17 protein-coding genes are annotated in these 20970 nt (G+C 40.6%); 9 read left to right on the plus strand and 8 right to left on the minus strand.

Annotated elements, in window-relative coordinates; all coding sequences use genetic code 11:
* Positions 1-235 precede the first annotated feature (235 nt).
* Both BO222_RS04915 and BO222_RS04920 read left to right on the plus strand, forming a co-directional pair.
* Positions 236-1525: a hypothetical protein gene (locus tag BO222_RS04915; protein WP_075818907.1), complete on the plus strand. Its 1290-nt coding sequence runs from the start codon at positions 236-238 to the stop codon at positions 1523-1525.
* 119 nt (positions 1526-1644) lie between these two features.
* Positions 1645-2301 (plus strand): GyrI-like domain-containing protein, encoded by a 657-nt coding sequence (locus tag BO222_RS04920; protein ID WP_075818909.1) that lies wholly within the window; start codon positions 1645-1647, stop codon positions 2299-2301.
* A 142-nt stretch (positions 2302-2443) separates the two neighbouring features.
* Here BO222_RS04920 and rpmB read toward each other — a convergent pair whose 3' ends face one another.
* The gene (gene rpmB, locus BO222_RS04925; protein ID WP_075818911.1) at positions 2444-2635 is read right to left on the minus strand and encodes a 50S ribosomal protein L28; all 192 of its coding nucleotides are present in this window, start codon (positions 2633-2635) and stop codon (positions 2444-2446) included.
* A gap of 587 nt (positions 2636-3222) precedes the next feature.
* On the opposite strand from rpmB, the gene mraY reads away from it, so the two are divergent.
* The 4 genes from mraY (at position 3223) to BO222_RS04950 (ending at position 7284) form a co-directional block, all read left to right on the plus strand.
* Entirely contained in the window at positions 3223-4218 is a 996-nt protein-coding gene (mraY, locus tag BO222_RS04930) for a phospho-N-acetylmuramoyl-pentapeptide-transferase (RefSeq protein ID WP_430623967.1), read from the plus strand.
* Position 4219: 1 nt separating this feature from the next.
* Positions 4220-5575: a UDP-N-acetylmuramoyl-L-alanine--D-glutamate ligase gene (murD, locus tag BO222_RS04935; protein WP_075818915.1), complete on the plus strand. Its 1356-nt coding sequence runs from the start codon at positions 4220-4222 to the stop codon at positions 5573-5575.
* Positions 5572-6387 carry an undecaprenyl-diphosphate phosphatase gene (locus BO222_RS04940; RefSeq protein WP_075818917.1) on the plus strand — a complete coding sequence of 272 codons (816 nt, stop codon included), beginning with the start codon at positions 5572-5574 and terminating at the stop codon, positions 6385-6387. The genes murD and BO222_RS04940 overlap by 4 nt, the downstream gene beginning before the upstream one ends.
* Positions 6388-7059: 672 nt before the next feature.
* On the plus strand, positions 7060-7284 hold the full coding sequence (locus tag BO222_RS04950) for a hypothetical protein (RefSeq protein WP_143356942.1): 225 nt from the start codon (positions 7060-7062) through the stop codon (positions 7282-7284).
* A gap of 133 nt (positions 7285-7417) precedes the next feature.
* Here BO222_RS04950 and trpA read toward each other — a convergent pair whose 3' ends face one another.
* The 7 genes from trpA to trpS all read right to left on the minus strand — a co-directional run bounded on the left by trpA (position 7418) and on the right by trpS (position 15871).
* Entirely contained in the window at positions 7418-8200 is a 783-nt protein-coding gene (gene trpA / locus BO222_RS04955) for a tryptophan synthase subunit alpha (RefSeq protein ID WP_075818923.1), read from the minus strand.
* Positions 8200-9423 (minus strand): tryptophan synthase subunit beta, encoded by a 1224-nt coding sequence (gene trpB, locus BO222_RS04960; protein ID WP_269843615.1) that lies wholly within the window; start codon positions 9421-9423, stop codon positions 8200-8202. The genes trpA and trpB overlap by 1 nt, the downstream gene beginning before the upstream one ends.
* A 16-nt stretch (positions 9424-9439) precedes the next feature.
* Complete coding sequence (gene trpC, locus BO222_RS04965; protein ID WP_075818925.1) at positions 9440-11020, minus strand: indole-3-glycerol phosphate synthase TrpC; 1581 nt, start codon at positions 11018-11020, stop codon at positions 9440-9442.
* Complete coding sequence (gene trpD / locus BO222_RS04970) at positions 11017-12102, minus strand: anthranilate phosphoribosyltransferase (RefSeq protein WP_075818927.1); 1086 nt, start codon at positions 12100-12102, stop codon at positions 11017-11019. The genes trpC and trpD overlap by 4 nt, the downstream gene beginning before the upstream one ends.
* A 46-nt stretch (positions 12103-12148) precedes the next feature.
* Entirely contained in the window at positions 12149-12757 is a 609-nt protein-coding gene (locus BO222_RS04975) for an anthranilate synthase component II (RefSeq protein ID WP_075818929.1), read from the minus strand.
* Positions 12745-14352, minus strand: coding sequence for an anthranilate synthase component I family protein (locus tag BO222_RS04980; protein WP_083647678.1), 1608 nt, complete (start codon positions 14350-14352; stop codon positions 12745-12747). The genes BO222_RS04975 and BO222_RS04980 overlap by 13 nt, the downstream gene beginning before the upstream one ends.
* A gap of 535 nt (positions 14353-14887) precedes the next feature.
* Entirely contained in the window at positions 14888-15871 is a 984-nt protein-coding gene (gene trpS / locus BO222_RS04985; protein ID WP_075818931.1) for a tryptophan--tRNA ligase, read from the minus strand.
* A gap of 161 nt (positions 15872-16032) precedes the next feature.
* Here trpS and BO222_RS04990 point away from each other — a divergent pair, with 161 nt between their 5' ends.
* The 3 genes from BO222_RS04990 to BO222_RS05000 all read left to right on the plus strand — a co-directional run bounded on the left by BO222_RS04990 (position 16033) and on the right by BO222_RS05000 (position 20834).
* A complete protein-coding gene (locus BO222_RS04990; protein WP_075818932.1) occupies positions 16033-16620 on the plus strand; it encodes a thioredoxin domain-containing protein in 588 nt (195 codons plus the stop codon).
* 402 nt (positions 16621-17022) lie between these two features.
* A complete protein-coding gene (gene ppdK, locus BO222_RS04995) occupies positions 17023-19650 on the plus strand; it encodes a pyruvate, phosphate dikinase (RefSeq protein ID WP_075818934.1) in 2628 nt (875 codons plus the stop codon).
* A gap of 230 nt (positions 19651-19880) precedes the next feature.
* Positions 19881-20834, plus strand: coding sequence for a mechanosensitive ion channel family protein (locus tag BO222_RS05000; RefSeq protein ID WP_075818936.1), 954 nt, complete (start codon positions 19881-19883; stop codon positions 20832-20834).
* The last annotated feature ends 136 nt before the right edge of the window (positions 20835-20970 follow it).

Genomic DNA, 20970 nt, shown 5'->3' on the forward strand with positions numbered 1-20970 from the left:
TGTCAAAAGACTACCTGGTTCAACTTTCAGAGATTACAGGGGGTCTTTTTTTCGTTGTACTTATTATAGTCTTGAATAAATCTGATAAATTCATATTCGGGACAGCCAGTAAAGAATTTTTTTCAGATCTTCAGGAATCGTTTTTAAAGCCGATATATTGAGACAATTTCAAATTTTAGTAGGATGACTGGTCAGCCTGAACCCATTTCAATTCTGAGAATGGGATAATGGGCCCATGAAACAAATAAAACAATGGGAATTAGTAGCTGGCTGTCTGTTTCTCGGGCTGGGCCTTGGATGTATTTTTTATCCATCATTGAATGCTGATCTGTTCTTTTATCTGGTCGCTGGCGCATTGAGTATTTCGGCAGGGGTTTTCTGGTTTCAGGCGATTCGTAAACCGCAGGGGTTCATGATCGCAAGTGCCTTGATCTGCACGATTGGAGCGATTATTCTGTGGATGCATCGTCTTGAATCAGAGGACCTGATCATCAACTGTTTTGCCTTCTACATGTTCTTTAATATGTTCTGTGAAGGAGTTCAGTGGTTTTTAGATATACGCGATCGATCGAATCATGTCTGGGCCCATGCGTTGATGACTGTCGTTTATGGTTTCTTATGCTTTTTTTCCTGGTTCTATAAGGATATGGATTCAAGAATCTTAATGCGGCTGTTTGGAATTTATCTGTTAATTCAGGCTTTTCAGATGTTTAATCAAATCTATGCCTTTTCGCATCCGCAGTCTTCAAGATCGTACACCTTTGCTAGATGGACGGCTTTGCCGGTCTATTTCGTCTCAGTATTGCCTTCCCTGATTTTACGTTACATGCTTTTAAACAAAATGAAGGGTAAGAAGGCTGATTATTCAGAACGAAAGAACGATCAGGAAGTTAACCTTCGTGTCTTTATCCATACGGGATTAAAAAGCGAACATATATTTGGACATATGACCTTTTCATATCAGGGTATCATGTTCTCCTATGGCAATTACGATAAAGAAGAAGAAAAATTTTTCCGCAGTGTCGGTCCGGGGATTTTCTTTACCGTTCCAGCAAACATTTACATCAATAACAGCTGTATTTATGAAGGAAGTACATTATTTGAATATGGACTGCATATTGATCCGCAACAGGAAGCAAAACTTGAAGAACTTGTCCGAGACATATTCAATCATACGTATCGATGGTATTCACCCATTGAGCAGGATCCATTGGGCAGAGAACACTTCCATAAATACGAATCTGATTATGCTTCCAGGCTTTCTTTTCGAACGGGAGCAAAATTCAGGAAATTTTACAGTTCGCAATGGAAAACGTATTGGATACTCGGAGACAACTGCTCCTTATTTGCCTCCGATCTTCTATCTCAGATTGATCCTGGCATTGTGCATAAAAGCGGAGTTGTTACCCCTGGAGAATATTTCGAATTTTTTGAGGAGTGCTTTGCCGATCCAAAATCGAATGTTGTTTATAAAGCCTGGCATTCAGCCGAGGTTCCTTCCACCCTCTATCCAACTCTCGCTTAACTTCAAATCAGTCTTCGGACTGATTTTTTTGATATTTTACCTACTCGGCTGCATCAGGATGATCAAGCTATAATTAAATATGAATGAACAAATAGATTTCAATTGGAAAGGAATAGGTTATGTTTGACTTCAAAAAAGAAATGAAGGATCTTTACCAGCCAAAGAAGGTTCCGCAAATTATTGATGTTCCAGCAGCAAACTTTATCGCGGTTCAGGGAAAAGGGGATCCGAATGAAGAAGCAGGAGAATATAAAAAGGCCATTGAAGCTTTGTATGCTGTTGCGTATACATTAAAGATGAGCTATAAAACGGACCATGAGATTGAAGGATTTTATCAATATGTTGTTCCACCGCTTGAAGGATTCTGGTGGCAGCCATCCAATCAGTCCAAAGGAAGCTTCGATTATTCAAGGAAATCTGATTTTCACTGGATTTCGGTCATCCGCCTGCCGGATTTTATCACCGAGAAAGACTTTGAGTGGGCAGTGAAGCAGGCAAAAGAAAAGAAAAAACTGGATTGTTCCAGAGTAGAATTCATGAAGATTGATGAAGGACTTTGCGTTCAGATCATGCATATCGGTTCATATGATGATGAACCAGCAACCATTGCCTTGATGGATGACTATATTCAGGAGTATGGATACCGAAACGACTTTTCAAAGGATCGACTTCATCATGAAATTTATCTTTCCGATCCCCGTCGAACGGCTCCAGAAAAATGCAAAACGATCATCAGACATCCGATTGTTAAAGAATGCCCCAAGCCAAAGGATTAAGTTTGAATTCAGAGGTGGAGTCAAATCAGATTGACAGATAAAAGTTGAGCAATAAGATTCATATTTGGCAGCTAAAAACAGAGCATATAAAAAACCTGACATCCGAAGATATCAGGTTTTTTATATGCATGCATGAATTAACTTAGATAGCGCCCTGTTTTTTCAGGGTTCTGATGGTTCTGGCTGCCAGTTTTACCTTTTTAGGTTTTCCGTCAACCATGATCGTGGCTTTCTGCAGGTTAACGTTCCATTTACGGCGGGAAGCTCTCATGGAGTGAGAACGTTTGTTACCGGACATTGGTCCTTTACCGGAGATTGCACATTTTCTTGACATCTGATTCGTCCCTCCTTCTCCAAAAAAAACGGTACTTTTCAGTTCCGCTTTGATAGTCTATCACTCAACGACTTTCTTTTCAAGAAAATCAGAGGATAGAGGTCTGCTTATTATGCAGTTCTGAGGGATCTGCGGGCCTGATCAGAGTGCTTATCCATAAGCCATATAAATCCCATCACGAATGCCTATTGTAGAGGGATACAGTAAAAAAATCCACTGTAACGAAATGATTGTCCCATTTTTTCTGTTTTCATCGAATTCGCAGATTAATTTCAGACAAAAATCATCAAATGACAAAATGAACCTGAAAATATAATCATTATCTTAGATAAACCAGGTCTGGTCTTAACAAGGCAGCACTCTGTATACGTCTGATTCAGAGGATCAGATCCAGTGAACAGGACTGAGTTATTCTGATGATGGTCAATCGGTTTTGATTGGATTTTATTTTGGATTTGGATCAAAACAGTCGTTTTGAAAGCCATTGTCATTACAAACTGGTATGGGATGGGCCATATGAGACCAGGGTGCAGGAAGCTTGAAATCCCTGTGATATAATCGACACGACTGAAAGAAGGGATTTTAAATTGAATACTATCAACCTGAGCTCGCAGGACCTTTTATGGATGGTTTTGGAAGGTTTTGCGGTATTGATCATTGTACTGCTTGCCATGCCCTGGCTGATTCGCGTACTTCATCGGCTCAAATTTGGACAGACCGAAAGGGAAGAGGGCTTAGCTTCGCATAAGAAGAAAACAGGAACGCCGACAATGGGTGGACTGGCTTTTATCATCGTTCCGCTTGTTGTGTATACACTTTGTTCTTTATTTTCACCGTTCAAAATGGATAACAATACCCTGATCATCTGGATTTCATTTGTCGGGTATGGACTGATCGGTTTTCTGGACGACTATATTATTGCTGTAAAGAAAGACAACACCGGATTAAAGCCTGCAATTAAATTTGCCATGCAGTCAATTCTGGCTATTCTGGTATTCTTTCTGTATCAAATGCATAATTCAACCGATATCATCATTCCAGGAACTGGATTAACTGTAAACCTGGGGTGGTTCTATTTCCTGGTGGTCTTCTTTATGTTTACCGGAACCACAAATGCGGTCAACCTTTCCGATGGAGTTGACGGACTTTGTGCCGGATTATCGGCAATTGCTCTTGTTCCATTTTTTATCTTTGCCTTATGGCAGCAGATGTTTGATGTGGCGGCGATCTGCTTTTTGATTTTTATGGCCCTGCTTGGATATTTGCGCTACAACGTTCACCCGGCAAAAGTTTTCATGGGCGATACGGGTTCATTAGCTTTAGGAGGCCTTTTAGCGGCTTTGGCTATGGTTTTAAAACAGGAGCTGACTCTGATTGTGATCGGCGGGGTTTTCGTTGCTGAAACCCTCTCAGTAATCATTCAGGTGACCTATTATAAGAGAACGCATAAACGGATTTTCCTGATGTCTCCAGTTCATCATCATTTTGAGAAAAAGGGATGGAGTGAATGGAAAGTCGATACTGTTTTCTGGGCATTTGGGGCGCTCTTTGCGCTGATCGGACTCTGGTTAGGAGGAATGTAAAATGGCGAATGTTCTGGTGATTGGAGCAGCGAGAAGCGGAAATGCTGCAGCTAAGCTTTTAAGACAAAATGGAAATAATGTAACTTTAACGGATATGAAGCCAGCAGCACAAAAAGAAGAACTTGAATCCCTGGGAATTCGGGTTCTGGATGAGGGTCATCCAGATTTTCTATATGAAGAACAATTTGACTACGTGGTTAAAAATCCTGGAATTCCATATAAGGCTCCTTTAGTTGCTCATTTTCTAAATAAAAAGACTCCGATTTATACGGAAATCGAGACGGCCTACCAGGCAGCCCCAAAATTTAATTATGCGGCTGTGACCGGCACGGATGGAAAAACGACGACAGTAACCCTTCTTCATGAAATGCTTAAAAAGAAAGATCCGAATGCGCAGGTGGCTGGCAATATTGGAATTCCTCTTTCTGAGATTGTCCTTGAAAATGGAGATATTCCTTTGGATGTTGCGCTGGAACTTTCTAATTTTCAGCTGCTTGGTATTGATGAGTTCTCCTGTCATGCAAGTACGATCACCAATCTGGCCCCCGATCATCTGGATTATATGAATTCCCTGGATGAGTATTATGATTCCAAATTCAGAATTTTTAAGAATCAGAAACCGGAAGATCTCTTTATCCTGAATACTGATGATCCAACCATTATGAAATATTTCGAAAAATACGAACCGATCACGCCAGAAGTTGTTCGTTTTTCCCTGAAGGATGATAACGCAGATTTGAGAATTGATCGGAATACAGGGGAAGTGTTTCTGAATGATGTTGTACTTTTTAACAAGAAAGATCTGAAGCTGGTTGGTGAATTTAATCTGGCGAATGCGATGATGGCAGCGGCTATGGCTTATTTTATGGGTGTAAGCTCGCATCAGATTCAGGAGGTCATCTCTGAGTTTCCTGGAGTAGAACATCGTATTGAATATATCCTGGAAAAGAATGGCGTTCGCTATTACAACGATTCAAAGGCGACAAATACTCATTCCGCAAAGGCAGCCTTATCGAGTTTTGAATCTGGAATCCGTCTGCTGTGCGGAGGAAAAAACAAGGGAATCGATTACTCAGAACTTACGGAGTTTGATGACCGTATCGCTCATTGTTACTCTTTTGGAGAAATTAAAGATGTATTCTCTGATCTGTTTTCCCGCCAGAGTTCTTATGAAACGATGGAACAGGCACTGGATGCCGCTATGAACGATGCGAAAGCTGGAGAAGTCATCCTGCTTTGTCCTGCAACGTCTTCGTTTGACCAGTTTAAAAATTATGAAGTTCGCGGTGAAATCTTCAAGGATCTGGTTCGAAACAAAACCGCTGTGAGTCAAGGAAAGGAATCTGAAATCAAATGATTGATATTTTAAAGACTATCATCCTGGGAATCATTCAGGGAATCACTGAATGGCTGCCGATTTCCAGCACAGGACATATGATTCTCTTCAATGCGCTCTGGCCATTGGAACCGGCAGAATTTTTCAATGTTTTTAAGGTGGTTATCCAGTTTGGATCGATTCTTGCCGTTCTCGTTCTTTATTTTCATAAACTGAATCCATGGTCTCCAAAAAAGACTGAAGTTCAGAAAAAACAGACCTGGCAGCTTTGGATCAAGGTGATTATTGGATGTATCCCAGCCGGAATTGTCGGATTGCTCCTTGATGACATTATTGATGATTATCTGTCCGCTCCATATGTCATTGCGGTGACCTTAATCGTTTATGGAATCATCTTCATTATTGTTTCCAGACACCCTTCAACCCCGAAGATTACCAGCCTGAATAAACTGACATTCAAAAATGCCTTTATTATTGGCTGCTTTCAATGTCTTGCCTTAATTCCAGGAACATCCCGTTCTGGAGCCACGATTCTGGGTGGGATGTATCAGGGGTGCAGCAGGCCTGTTGCTTCAGAGTTTTCTTTCTTTATTGCCGTTCCAATCATGGCCGGAGCCTCCTTGCTTAAAGTTGTTAAGTTTTTAATGTCAGGGACCGTCTTTACCATGTCACAGATTGGACTGCTGTTGTTGGGAACGCTGATTGCATTTGTCGTTTCATTATTTGCGATTCGGGCATTAATGAAGTATGTTAAGACTCATACATTCGAAATCTTCGGATGGTACCGTATCGTTCTTGGTATTCTGGTATTGATTGCTTTCTACCTGATTTAAAAATCAGCAAGACACAGGGAAGACCTGATGAATCTGATCTGTTTCTCTTGATGAGACAGTCCTAATCTACTGTTTTGAATTCCGATATTCCTGAATTGAACTCTTCATAAGTCTTGTCTTATCCAATGAGACTTATGAAGATTTTTTGTTTGCGGTTCTTTAACAAAAAGCATTGATTTTTTTGACAGGCTATGCAATTTGAGATGTTTCGATTACTGGTGGTAATGTTGAAATCATAAGAGTGATTTCAACTGAAAGGATGAGATAAACCGATGAATCAAAACAATACAGTTTGTAAAAATAAAGATCGAAATGAAGATTTCAGAAAATTGGTCCAGGTTCAAAATTCTGACCATAATACAATCAAGCTGGTCCATATGATCATTCGCGATGATCATGATCTGCTTTCTGACTTTTATTCAAATAAGCCAGTCATCTCTTCAGAAGTGGTCTCGTTTCTGGAAAATGGGATCAAACCTTTAAATCTAAAAAAAGGATTCCCAACTGATCATAGAAATTTCTTCAGAGCATCTCAGTCATTTTCAAAAACAAATCTGTACAGAGGCGATTCATAACTATTACGAAAACCTTCAGATCGAAAACCGAGTCCATCTGAAATGGAATACAACTACATCCATTGTTCTGTTTCTGATTGGAGCTGCAATTTTAGCTGTGATGGTAATTCTTCAATCCATCGGAATGAAACCGTATCTGTCCGAAATCTTCGATATTGTAGGATGGGTTTTCGTATGGCAGGCTACAGACCAGTATTTTCTGGAACGATACGATTTGAAGATGAATGATCGATATTGGAATGCTCTGACAAATGCAAAGATTCATTTTGTTCCTTTTGATCATCAGGAAAATCGAATTGTGAAATCTTCCAAAAGTCTGTAAATGGTTTAAATAAAGAATTCTTATTATCCTCGATCATAAGAATGTTTGAAAAGAAGAAATCCAGCAAAAAAAGGATCTGCACATCCCACCTGTTGAAAGCTCAGCAGGAAGGATGAGCAGATCCATTATTTTCTTAGCAGGAAACTGCCTGCTTCATATCATACACAAATGAATAGACCTGATCAGGTACTGGCAGATTATCCTTCTGGGATTCAAATATATTTTTGATGATCGCCGATCCGCAAATCACACCATCTGCAATCTGTGCCATCTGGCTGGCCTGTTCTGGATTTGAAATTCCAAAACCTACCGCAATGGGAACATCACTGACTTTCCGGATTTGCTCGATGATTCCTTCTAAGGATTGATTCAGAGAAGATCTCATTCCGGTGACTCCTAGTGATGAAACCAGGTAAATAAATCCACTGGCCTGTTTTGCGATCTTTGCAATGCGGTTTTGAGAAGTAGGAGCAATCATGCTAATCATATCGATCTGATAAGATTTAGCCACTGATTCAAATTCTTCACGTTCTTCAAATGAAAGATCTGCCAGTATGATTCCTGAAATTTTGCTTTGACTTGCCTCTTTCATGAATTGCTCAATGCCATAGCTGAAGACGACATTTGAATAAGTCATAAAAACCAGCGGAACATGGATTTCATCTTTGATGGAAGAGACGAAATTCAGAAAATCCTTTGTCGTATAGCCGTTATTTAAGGAAATCAGACTGGCCTGTTGAATGATTGGGCCTTCAGCCGTTGGATCTGAAAAGGGAATTCCTAACTCAATCACATTGGCTCCAGCCTTCTGGGCGGCTAAAATATTCTGCTTTGTGGTTTCAAGATCCGGAAAACCAAGAGTCAGAAAAGGTATGAATGCTTTGTCACTGGCAAACGCTTTTGATAGTGCAGACATCAGATCACCTCACAATTTGTAAATTTTGAATCTCTGTTGGAACAATACTTTTCGATTTGAGCACAGTCCTTATCTCCACGGCCTGAAAGCGTAATGACAAGAATCTGATCTTTGTCCATCGAAGGAGCAATCTTTTTTGCGGCAGCAATGGCATGAGCTGATTCAATAGCCGGGATAATCCCTTCCGTTTTCGATAGATATTCAAAGGCTTCAACGGCTTCATCATCCGTGATCGCAACATAATCAGCCCGACCCGTGTCATAAAGATGAGCATGTTCTGGTCCGATTCCTGGATAATCCAGTCCAGCCGATATGGAGTAAACAGGAGCAATCTGACCAAATTCATCCTGACAGAAATAGGATTTCATCCCATGAAAAATTCCTGGTTTACCAACATGAATGGTGGCTGCCGTTTCTTTGGTATTTATACCGCGTCCAGCCGCTTCTGCGCCAATCAGCCGGACTGCTTTATCTTCGATGAAATGATAAAAACTGCCAATGGCATTACTTCCACCACCTATACAGGCAATGACACAATCAGGAAGACGTCCTTCTTTTCTTAGCAGTTCCTCTTTTATTTCTTCAGAGATTACAGCCTGAAAATCACGGACGATTGTCGGGAATGGATGAGGTCCCATGACCGAGCCTAAGCAATAATGAGTATCCTCAATTCTTGAACACCATTCGCGCATGGCTTCACTGACTGCATCCTTTAAGGTTCCTGTACCACTGGTAACTGATACGACGCTGGCTCCGAGCAGCTTCATACGGTAAACATTTAAGGCCTGCCTTTCGATATCTTCTGCGCCCATATAGACGACGCATTCAAGATCGAGTAATGCTGCAGCCGTGGCACAGGCTACGTCATGCTGACCGGCACCTGTTTCGGCAATGATTCTTTTTTTACCCATTTTCCTGGCCAGCAGGGCCTGACCTAAAACATTGTTTATTTTATGAGCTCCGGTATGGTTGAGATCTTCTCGTTTAAGAAAGATCCGGGCTCCGCCCAGGTTCTGCGTCATTTTTCTGGCTTCATAGAGCCTGCTGGGTCTGCCTGCGTAATTATTCAGCAGATCTTTGAGCTCATTCTGAAACTCATCATCATTTTTATAGTAGTCATACGCTTCTTCCAGCTCGATCAGAGCTTTCATCAGCGTCTCGGGGACATATTGTCCGCCATGAAGACCAAAACGGCCTCGTGAAACTGGTTTACACTCCATCATATTTAAATTCCTTTCTTCAGGATACATATTTTCCGTTATTGGTACGGTGATATTTATTGGTTTGCAATTTGATCGTTTGGGGATTGATTGCCTGATCCTGTATTCTTTGTATTTCTTTTTTGAAAAGCTTCATCATGGTTTCGATCTTATCTTGATCTTTAAAAATGTTTCCTTCGGGCGACATGGATTCAATGGAACTGGCCAGATCGATTCCCTGGATCTGATTAAAAGAGAGAGCCTGCTGGATGTTTGAAGAGTCGATACCTCCTGCAAGAATAAAAGGCCGATCATAATCTTTGAGCAGATTCCAATTAAAACTCTTCCCGCTTCCTGGACAGGATGCGTCTAACAGAATTTCATCAGCAACAGATCGAGAAGCTGCCTCTAGATCCTGAGAAGATCGAATACCAAAGGCCTCAATGACCGGAATTTTGATCTTTTGTTTCAGCCGGCAAATCTGCTCGGGATCTTTTGGCTGATGGATCTGAATTCGATTTGCAAAAGAGACAGCTTGCAAACAATCTTCATCATCTGGTTTAAGAAAAACAGCTGTGATTTCAATTGTTGGATCTAAAAAGTTCGATAACTCCTGGGCCTGTTTTATAGAAACAGAGCGTCTTGATCGGGGAGCCAGAATAAAACCAATCCGATCCGGATGGTATTGATTGATCAGATCAACGTCTTCTTTTGTTTGAATTCCACAGAGCTTAATAAAAGGAGTGGCTTTTTTCAGGTTTAAACCATTTAACTTCTTCTCATAAAGGCTGCTGGGTACGAGACCTTTGAGTTCTCGAATTTTTTGAATTTTATCGTCTGATTTCATTAATGCCTCACCAATTAAAACGGCATCGACCTGATTCGCCAGGGCTATTTCAATATCTGTACGGGAGGTAAATCCAGATTCGCTGACAAACAGGATGGAGTCAGGAACCTGATTTCTCAGGTTTAATGAATTTGAACAATCGACGGAGAAATCCTTTAAATTGCGGTTATTAACTCCAATAATTCTGGCCCCGGTTTGGATGGCTTTTCTGATTTCAGAAAGATCATGGCATTCTACTAAAGCATCCAGGTGAAGTTTCAGGCACAGATCAAGAAACACTTTTAATTGCTGATCGTCCAGAATTGAGACAATCAATAAAACCGCATCAGCACCATACACAAAAGCTTCCTTAACCTGATAAGGATCCGTAATGAAATCCTTTCGAAGAACGGGAATCGATACATTCTGACAGACTGCTTTTAAATCCAGGACAGAGCCCTGAAATCCTGAGTTTTCACAAAGAACAGAGATGGCATCGGCTTTTGCTTCCTGATAGGCTCTGGCAATAAATCCTGGATCGTAGTTATCACAGATGACTCCTTTAGACGGAGAAGCCTTTTTGCATTCGCAGATTAAAGCAGGACTGTTGTCATTTTTTCCCTGTATGATGGCCTGAAAGAATCGAAAGCCTTTCGATGGACATATCTCAGATTCAAATTGATTAATCTTTTTTAAAACCTCTTGGTCTAGTTCCTGTTCTGAGAGCAGCAGCTTTCTTTCCTGAGTCTGTTCAAAGGAGGCCCTGGCCAGATTTTCAAGAATATTGTTATTCATATCTGCCGTCCTGATGGTTCATTTTGTAAATCATCATTTTCAAAATCATTATTTTCGAGACCGTTCTTTTCATTGGATAATCGGATCAGCTGATTGAGCGTATTTATTGCAGCCTTGGATTCAATGGCTTTTCTGGCTATTTCGATTCCTTTTTCTGGATTTTCTGCCTGATTGCAGATAAACAAGGCAAAACCTGCATTCAGGATGGCGGCATCTCTGAGAAAAGAATCTTCGTTATTCAGGATTTGAATCATTGTTTTTGCATTTTCCTGTGGCGTAGATCCCTTCAAATCTGATTCTTTACAATATTCAAATCCATAATTTGCTGGATCAATGACTATATGAGTCAGTTCTCCATGATCAAAGAAACAGGCGTCTGTTTTAGAACAAAGCGAGATTTCGTCCATGCCATCCTGCGCACAGACGACCATTCCTCTTTTGAGACCCAATTTCATCAATGCCAAAGCCATTGGTTCGATGAGTGAAAAATCATAGACTCCGAGCAATTGATAATCCGGTAAGGCGGGATTGGTTAAGGGTCCAAGAAGATTGAAAATGGTTCGAAAGCCAAGTTCTCTTCGAATGGAAGCCACATGTTTCATTGAAGAATGATATTTCTGCGCAAACAGAAAACAGATTCCACATTCATCGATCAGCTTTTTACAAAGCCCTGGAGACTGATTGATATTGACATGCAATGCTTCAAGACAATCAGCTGTGCCGCAATTGGAAGTAGCTGCTCGATTGCCATGTTTGGCTACCTTTGCTCCAGCAGCCGCACAAATGATCGCAGCCGCCGTGGAGATATTGAACGTTCCTTTGTGATCACCGCCAGTTCCTACAATTTCAAGCAGGCCATCGCAAAGATGAAGCTCTAAAGCCTGACTTCTCATCGCTCTGGCACAGCCTGAAATTTCATCCGGGGTTTCTGGAATGTTTTTTCGACAGGACAGGGCGGTCAGAAAGGATGAGTTCAGCGTTGGGGTGCTTTGTCCGCTCATGATTTCGTTCATTAAAAGATAGGATTCATCAAAGCTGAGTGTTTCGTGGTTAATAATTTTCTGGATTCCTTCTCTGATCATGACAGTTCTCCTTTTGTATTCATTGGTTGTATTTATGTGCAGTATTTTACGGTTTTGCTTTGCTTATTGACTTGAGGTTTACCGTTTTTGTAATGTGAATAAAGTTTTTGATAATCTCTGATCCCAATGGAGTCAATATCGATTCCGGGTGAAACTGGATTCCGTAAACTGGATAGATTCTATGGGAAATAGCCATAATGGTCTGATCCCTGCTTCTTGCATCAATCTGAAGATCGCTACTGAAGTTCTCTGGATCGATTGCCAGGGAATGATATCGGCCAGCCTTGATACAGGAAGGAAGATGATCAAAGACTGCATTCTGATGAAGGATCTCAATCTGATCCTGCTTGCCATGAACGCATTGAGCCGCTTTGTTGATCCTGCATCCAAAAACTTCACCAATGGCCTGATGACCAAGACAGATTCCCAGCATGGGATATTCAGAATAAAGATCTTGAATAATCTGCTTCATATTTCCGCTTTGTTCAGGAGTGCCTGGCCCCGGAGAAAAAATAATTCCATCGGGATTCAGGTTCCGAATCGTTTGGGAATTGATGGCATCATTTCGATAGACGCGAACATCGTTATCATAGTCAAAAGCCATTTGGACCAGATTGTAGGTAAAGCTGTCGTAATTATCGATCAGTACGAGCATGGACAAACCTCCAGAAGCGTTTCGATGACGGCACTGGCTTTCGCCAAGCATTCTTCATATTCGTTTTGAGGATCTGAATCATATACGATGCCCGCACCGGATTGAATGGTTAGTAATCCCTGATTTTGATAGGCAAGACGAATGGCAATACAGAAGTCCATGCTTCCACGGTCATCAAGATATCCAAAGGCTCCGCCATACAATCCTCTTCGTTTAGCTTCAAGATCATGAATCAGCTGACAGGCTCGAATTTTTGGTGCTCCTGAAAGCGTTCCAGCAGGGAAGACAGAACAGAAAGCATCTAATTTAGGAAGATCTTTTTTTATGGTCGAGGTGATTTCTGAACCCAAATGCATGACTTTTGAATAACGAAGAACGTTCATGAGCTGACTGACATGAACACTTCCTGGTTCCGAGACTTTTCCTAGATCGTTTCTTCCTAAATCAACCAGCATGGAATGCTCAGCTCTTTCTTTTTGATCTCTAAGCAGATCCTGCTCAAGCTTTAGATCTTCAAATGAATTGAATCCTCGCTTTCGAGTTCCAGCCAAAGGGAAGGTTTTTAAAATTTCGTCCTTTAGGGTAATTAAGGTTTCCGGAGAAGATCCCGCTGCTTCAAGCTCATCGGATTGAAAGTAAAACAGATATGGCGAAGGATTCTTTTGCTTGAGTCTTGAATAACTTTCAAATAAATGACCCTCAAAATGACTCTGAATCGGATTTGAAAGAACGATCTGAAAAATATCACCATTTTCAATATGAACCTTGGCTTTTTTGACCATTTCCATATACTGATCTTTTGATTTTTGAGGTCTGGGCTGACTAAGAAATCGTCCGCTAAGATTTCGGAAGAGCTTGAATCCATTCTCTTTCGAACGGTTTTTACAATCTTGAAACTTGGCATATTCATCAAGAACACAGACTATTTTTTGAATCTGTTTTTTTCTGAAGGTTTCATATTCGTTTTGATTTAACGGATGATTGATCCGGATTAAAAACATGAATTGATCACTTTGATGATCCATACAGTACAGTTCATCAAAGATCATCAGATCAAAGTCATTGAACATCTGATGATTTTCAAAAGGATGAAAGACCGGAATGGAAGGCTCATAATGAGCAAAGAATTCAAACGAGAACATTCCAGCTATTCCACTCGCAAAGCCAGGAAAGTCATCAGGGGAAATGGTTTTGCGCGAGGCAATCAGTTCATTCAGAAACTCGATGGGATTGGTTTTGGAATCAGTGATCTTTTTTCTGTGATTGTTTTCTAGTCGATAAATGACTCCCTGATTGAGAACCAAATGATCTGATGGATGAATTCCCAGAAAGGAATACCGTCCATTTTCGTGATTGTTCGATTTTGATTCCATTAAAAAGATCGGCTGATCTGAATCGGTGATCAGAAAGAATCGGGCAAGATCTTCTAAAGATCGAGGTAAAGCAGCATGAAGATCTGCAAGTGAAATTTCAACTTTGAATAAAAACGAACAGTCTGGATTTTTACTCAATAGCTTTTGATAATCAGAATATTCTGGCGAAAAGGAAATCTGTAAAGCATCTGCCAGAGTAGGAATGGAAGAAGTGTTTTGCATCGTTTTTTCTCCTGTCTGCCGGAACAAAAAAAGTCCTCGACAGAAATTGGGTAAAGTTCTGTCAAGGACGAATCGACATAAAGGATCCGCGGTGCCACCTTGAATTCACAGCGATCGCTGTGCGCTTGCAGGATACAAACATATCCCTGATTCGTGACGTGAATCTGACGTAGCTGAATACTTTGCCACAGGCATTTGACAGCTCCCTCAGCGGTCCATTTGACGGTTTGTTTCATATCCGGATTCCACCAGCCCGGACTCTCTTTGATGGCATTGTCGCCGTTATCTCCGCTTCAACGGTTTTGATGGTGGAAAGATACCACCGATAAAAATTCGAGTCAATCCAGATGAAACAAAAATGTAAATCAGGATACGATATTGAAAATAATTTACAGTGAATAACCAGCAGTTCAGAACAGAATAAAAAAAGCTCCGAAAACCTGCATTCCGGAGCTGTAATAAAGGATTGGCCGTATAGCTAATCTCTAAATGGTTAAATAAAAATGAATCTTTGTTTTGATAGACTCTTCTGAAATTAGATTGTAAAACCAACTTTTTTATAGACTTTACGGACTTTCTTTTCAGCGATCTGATTGGCTTTTGAAGCTCCATCTTTTAATACATCATAAATAACTCCCGAATCGATGATTTCTTTGTATCGAGCCTGAAGATTTGTCAAGAAGTCATATACAACATCTCCAACTTCCTTTTTCAATTCGCCGTATCCCTTGCCTTCATATCTGGCAACGATCGAGTCAATGTCTTCAGAAGTCAAAGCGGAAAGTATTGTTAAAAGATTGCTGACGCCAGGCTGATTTTCAGGATCAAAACGGACGACACCTAAAGAATCAGTGACTGCAGCCTTGATTTTGTTTCTGGCTACAGCTGGATCATCAAGAAGGTCAATAACGCCTTTTGGATTGGTTTCAGACTTGGACATTTTCTTTGTCGGATTCTGCAAATCATAAATCTTTGCTCCAACTTTGGTGACCAGTGGCTGAGGCAGTTTAAAGGTATCAGAATATCGATGGTTGAAGCGTTCAGCTAAATCACGGGTCAGTTCAACATGCTGAGACTGATCAACCCCAACAGGGACATAATCAGGATCATACAGAAGAATATCAGCCGCCATCAATGCTGGATAAGCGTAAAGTCCTGCAGTAATTCCAGTTTCCTGTTTAGCCATTTTGTCTTTAAACTGAGTCATTCTCTGAAGTTCACCATAGCCTGAGAGACAGGTCATGATCCAACCCAGTTTTGCATGAGCCGGCACATCCGTCTGCATGAACAGAGTGACCTTTTCTGGATCCAGTCCAGCAGCTAAATAAAGAGCAATCAGATCTTTTGTATTTTTTCTTAGCTCCTTAGCTTCAATTGGTACAGTAATGGCATGCTCGTTGGCGATAAAAATATACATATCGTATTCGTCCTGATATTTAATGAATTCGCCAATGGCTCCGATATAGTTTCCAAGGGTCAGCCGGCCAGTCGGCTTGATCCCGCTTAACATGGTTTTCATAGGGTTCCTTTCTAATCAGTGGTGGGCTGATTATGGATATTCCAGACGAGAGGATCTTTCGGAATTTGAATTGTCTTTTCAAATCATCCTCCACATTTTGCTTTTATCTGTACAATGGTAATGGTAAACCTAATTTCAGGAAATAGTGAGAGGAAGATTTGATGATTGAACTCATAAGTCAGCCCGCTTGTGTTCGCTCTAAAAAAGTCAAAGCGTGGTTTAAAGAACGGACGATTGAATACCAGGATATCCCGTTGTATGCTTTGCTGCTGGATGACGAATTAAGCGATCAGCTGATTGCACTTTCCAATCCGCAAGATCTGGTCTGTGAAAGTTCTTTGCCATTTTACCTGAAAAAATCACTGGAGCTTCATAATTCGCAAAAGAACCGAAAAAAAGAGCCAGTTTCAGCTGGCGAAGAGGAAGATGAGTTTTCAGATCAGAACAAAACAGATTCGGAACAGATGAAAAAAGATCTGATCCGTTTTCGTAAATTTCTTCAGCACAATCCTTCCCTGATCAGACGGCCTATAATCATCCTGGATCAGGAAGATCTGATCCGATATAAAGATCAGATGAAACTTCTGGAGCAGTTTCTGGGCAATCCACAAAGAAATCTTGATTGTAAAAACCATTGCTCACTTTATCTGGTCTGCTCTAAAACAAGAGAACAGATCAAAGACAATTTAGATCGGCCTTCCTTTATCATTCGAAAAAATCCAGATCAAAGACTGATTCAATCCAAATGAAATGTTCTGCTTCCGAGTCCATCAGGACTCTTTTTTCATTTATGTAATGGGTTTGAGAAAAGCTGATGTACTTTAAAACGAATAATTCTCTTTTTGATGATTGTTTCAGAAATTTCAGCATTGGGAATAAATAAAAATTTTGACAGTCTGAGAATCAGGTCATTTGTATTCAAAATATTGCAATAATCGATAAACTTGGAAAAATAATGGGAATCAAGTTTGAAAAAATATTGTACAAATTCGAAGAATATGGCAATATTTCGTTGTATTTGTAACCTATTTTGTGATTTTTAATCTTAATTACAAAACAGACTTTCAGCTTTTTGAAAAGTTCTTTCATTTTGTGAACAAAGTAGTGTATCATACACCGTGTAAACGCTTTACTTAGGAGGAAAAGAATCAATGGAAAAGAAATACGTCTATCTTTTCAATGAAGGCGACGCAAACATGCGTGAACTCCTTGGTGGTAAAGGCGCCAACCTTGCTGAAATGAGCAAGCTTGGAATGCCTGTGCCTAATGGATTCACAATTACTACTGAAGCCTGCAATAAGTACTATGAAGACGGCGAAGTAATCAATGATGATATCAAAGCCCAAATCATGGAATTCCTTGCAACTCTTGAAGAAGAGACAGGAAAAAAATTCGGGGATGCAAACAATCCTCTGTTAGTATCTGTACGTTCCGGAGCCCGTGCTTCCATGCCGGGTATGATGGATACCATTTTAAACCTTGGAATCAATGACACAGTAGCGGAAGCCATGGCTGCAAAAGGGAATCCGCGTTTTGTATACGATTCATATCGCCGTTTTATTCAGATGTTCTCGGATGTTGTTAAAGGACTTTCCAAGAAACGTTTTGAAGAAATTATTGATGAACTGAAAGCTGAAAAGGGAATTAAGAACGACCTTGATCTCGATGCTGAAGATATGAAGGAACTCGTTAAACGCTTCAAGGCTTTCTATAAAGAACAGCTCAATGAAGAATTCCCAACCGAACCAGCTGAACAGATGATGGACTCCATCGAAGCAGTATTCAAATCCTGGAATAACGAACGTGCCATTTACTACCGTCGTCAGAATGATATCCCTTCTGATTGGGGTACAGCTGTCAACGTACAGATGATGGTATTTGGTAATATGGGTGATAACTGCGGAACTGGTGTTGCCTTTACCCGTTCTCCATCAACTGGTGAAAACAAACTGTTCGGTGAATTCCTGATGAACGCTCAGGGCGAAGACGTTGTTGCTGGTGTTCGTACGCCAAATACAATCGATCAGCTCAAGGAAATCGCTCCAGCTGCGTTTGACCAGTTTGTAGATATTTGCTCTAAACTTGAAAAACATTATAAGAATATGCAGGACATGGAGTTTACCATTGAAAATGGAAAACTCTACATGCTTCAGACTCGTAACGGTAAAAGAACTGCTCAGGCTGCATTAAAAGTAGCCTGCGACATGGTTGATGAAGGACTTGTTACTCCTGAAGAAGCTGTAATGATGGTTGAACCTCAGCAGCTTGATGCTCTGCTTCATCCAAACTTTGATCCAGAAGCACTTAAAAAAGCAGAACCGATTACATCTGCACTTCCTGCTTCTCCTGGAGCTGCATCCGGTCAGATCGTATTCTCTGCTGAAGAAGCCATTGAAGAAGCTGCAAAAGGCAAAAAGGTTATTCTTGTCCGTCTTGAAACATCTCCAGAAGATATTCAGGGTATGGCTGCCGCTCAGGGTATCCTGACTGTTCGTGGTGGTATGACTTCCCATGCTGCTGTAGTTGCCCGCGGAATGGGTGCCTGCTGTGTATCGGGTGCTGGAGATATCGCAATGAATGAAGAAGCCGGCGAATTTACTCTGAATGGCAAAACTTACAAAAGCGGAGATTGGATCTCCCTGGATGGTTCAACTGGTAATGTATACGGCGAAGCCATTCCTACAGTTGAAGCTAAAATTTCCGGTGACTTTGAACGCTTCATGAACTGGGCTGACGAAGCACGCAGATTGAAAATCAGAACGAATGCCGATACACCAAGAGATGCTGCTCAGGCAGTTAAATTTGGTGCTGAAGGTATTGGATTGGTTCGTACTGAACATATGTTCTTTGATGGCGATAAGATCAAGGCAATCCGCGAAATGATCGTTGCCAAGACTCCTGAACAGATGGAAGCTGCTCTTGCAAAACTCGAACCGATGCAGCAGGAAGACTTCGAGGGCATCTACGAAGCCATGGAAGGCCGTCCAGTGACCATCCGTTACCTCGATCCACCTCTGCATGAATTCGTTCCAACAAAACCAGAAGATATTGCTGAACTGGCTGCTGAAATGAACATGGATGTTGAAGAACTGACTGCAATCATTGATGGTCTGCATGAAGTCAACCCAATGATGGGTCATCGTGGAAGCCGTCTTGACGTCTCCAATCCTGGTATTGCCAAGATGCAGACAGAAGCTGTGATCCGTGCAGCAATCAATGTCAATAAACGTCATCCAGAATGGAACATTGTTCCAGAAATCATGCTTCCATTAATTGGCGATCTCAAAGAATTGAAATATGTCAAGAAAATGGTTACCGATACCGCTGATCAGATCATAGCCGATGAAGGCGTAGATATGGATTATCATGTTGGTACAATGATTGAAGTTCCAAGAGCTGCCTTAAAAGCAGGTGAACTGGCTGAAGAAGCAGAATTCTTCTCCTTTGGTACCAACGACCTGACACAGCTGACTTTCGGATTCTCACGTGATGATGCAGGTAAATTCCTGCCAGAATACTATGCAGCCAAGATTTACGAAAATGATCCATTCGCAAAACTTGATCAGGAAGGCGTTGGCGAACTGATTGAAATCGCTGCTGAACGCGGACGTAACACTCGTCCTGATATCAAACTTGGTGTCTGCGGAGAACATGGTGGAGATCCAGTTTCTATTGAATTTGTCGATGGGCTTGGACTCGATTATGTATCCTGTTCTCCATACCGTGTACCAATTGCTAGACTGGCTGCTGCTCAGGCTGCGATCAAACACAAAAAATAAAAATATATTTGATTTTGTTAAATCAGATCATAAGAGAGTCTGTTCAGTCAGGCTCTCTTTTTTATATTTCATGGATGAAAGTTGAATGATGTTAAAGCTGAAATCTGATTTTCGATTTCTAAAAGAGTTCGAATTTGAGGAATATATTTGTCTATTTGGTTTCCAAAGTCATCCTGGAAAAAATGAATTTTGAGGCTGGATATAATTGAAAAAGAAAGGGGAGATGAAAAATGAATTCTATTTTGGTTATGAATTATCTGAGCAAGATGGACTGGTATAAATTAAAGAATGATATCGGAAATTACGATCTGCTGATTCGATTGATACTGGCATCAGGTGAAATTGCCGCTGCCTTTATCATTGGATCACTCGTTAAAACGATGATTCTGAAGATGGCCAATAAAGCGTTAAATAAGGGGATCATGACGTTTTTTGCTTCATTTTGCAATATAACGATCAAGATTGTTGGCATTATCATTGCGCTCGACCAGATCGGAGTAGCGATGAATATTATTATTGGAGCTCTTTCAGCGTTTGGTGTTGGAATCTCTCTGGCTTTAAAGGATAATATGGCGTCAGTTGCCTCAGGCATGCAGATTCTTTTAACAAAGCCTTTTAGAGTGGGGGATATTGTAAAAATCGGACATCATGAAGGAAGAGTTGAATCGGTCGAAATGACTTATATTACCCTGTTAACAAAGGATAATCAGATCGACGTCGTTCCAAATAATAAAGTCGTTTCAAAAATCATAAAAAATTATTCCAACGAACCGAACCGAAAGATTACAGTAGAATTTCCGGTCCCTAATGATAAAGTAGATTACTATATTTCATTGCTCGAACATGCCGCTTCAAAAGTTTCATTGATCAATCCAGAGCCAAAGCCAGAGGCATATATCAGCAGCTATCAGCTCAATAAAGTAAGCTTAAATCTGACCTGTTATGCGAAGCAGGAAGATTACTGGCAGGCTTATTATGATCTGCTTGCCGTCATTCATAAGGAAAGCTATGGTGATTTAAAAGCGGAAAATGCTTCAGATGATCAGGTAGAAGAAAATCAGTCTCTTGAATCATCTTCAGAATTAGAAAATGAAAAAAACGAATCCAATTCGGATAAAAATACGAATCAGACTTCAAAATCTCCGATCCAAAAGATATTAAATGCCATTAAATCTGATAATTAAATGATATAAATAGATAAACTATATACATTGTTATAATTTAAACCTGATTTTTACTGCCGCTTTTGGTTAGCGATATTGCTTTGTTTTTCACTATTTTGTTTGGAGAAATGGTTGATGGATCAAAACGAATCTGTAA

The organism is Ileibacterium valens (genome assembly GCF_001945525.1).
Classification (GTDB): domain Bacteria; phylum Bacillota_I; class Bacilli_A; order Erysipelotrichales; family Erysipelotrichaceae; genus Ileibacterium; species Ileibacterium valens.

What these genes read in the sequence shown, in the direction of transcription:
- BO222_RS04915 (WP_075818907.1), top strand. Translation starts at nt 236, where the DNA reads ATGAAACAAATAAAACAATGGGAATTAGTAGCTGGCTGTCTGTTTCTC.
- BO222_RS04920 (WP_075818909.1), top strand. Translation starts at nt 1,645, where the DNA reads ATGTTTGACTTCAAAAAAGAAATGAAGGATCTTTACCAGCCAAAGAAG.
- rpmB (WP_075818911.1), bottom strand. Translation starts at nt 2,635, where the DNA reads ATGTCAAGAAAATGTGCAATCTCCGGTAAAGGACCAATGTCCGGTAAC.
- murD (WP_075818915.1), top strand. Translation starts at nt 4,220, where the DNA reads ATGGCGAATGTTCTGGTGATTGGAGCAGCGAGAAGCGGAAATGCTGCA.
- BO222_RS04940 (WP_075818917.1), top strand. Translation starts at nt 5,572, where the DNA reads ATGATTGATATTTTAAAGACTATCATCCTGGGAATCATTCAGGGAATC.
- trpA (WP_075818923.1), bottom strand. Translation starts at nt 8,200, where the DNA reads ATGTCTGCACTATCAAAAGCGTTTGCCAGTGACAAAGCATTCATACCT.
- trpB (WP_269843615.1), bottom strand. Translation starts at nt 9,423, where the DNA reads ATGATGGAGTGTAAACCAGTTTCACGAGGCCGTTTTGGTCTTCATGGC.
- trpC (WP_075818925.1), bottom strand. Translation starts at nt 11,020, where the DNA reads ATGAATAACAATATTCTTGAAAATCTGGCCAGGGCCTCCTTTGAACAG.
- trpD (WP_075818927.1), bottom strand. Translation starts at nt 12,102, where the DNA reads ATGATCAGAGAAGGAATCCAGAAAATTATTAACCACGAAACACTCAGC.
- BO222_RS04975 (WP_075818929.1), bottom strand. Translation starts at nt 12,757, where the DNA reads ATGCTCGTACTGATCGATAATTACGACAGCTTTACCTACAATCTGGTC.
- BO222_RS04980 (WP_083647678.1), bottom strand. Translation starts at nt 14,352, where the DNA reads ATGCAAAACACTTCTTCCATTCCTACTCTGGCAGATGCTTTACAGATT.
- trpS (WP_075818931.1), bottom strand. Translation starts at nt 15,871, where the DNA reads ATGAAAACCATGTTAAGCGGGATCAAGCCGACTGGCCGGCTGACCCTT.
- BO222_RS04990 (WP_075818932.1), top strand. Translation starts at nt 16,033, where the DNA reads ATGATTGAACTCATAAGTCAGCCCGCTTGTGTTCGCTCTAAAAAAGTC.
- ppdK (WP_075818934.1), top strand. Translation starts at nt 17,023, where the DNA reads ATGGAAAAGAAATACGTCTATCTTTTCAATGAAGGCGACGCAAACATG.
- BO222_RS05000 (WP_075818936.1), top strand. Translation starts at nt 19,881, where the DNA reads ATGAATTCTATTTTGGTTATGAATTATCTGAGCAAGATGGACTGGTAT.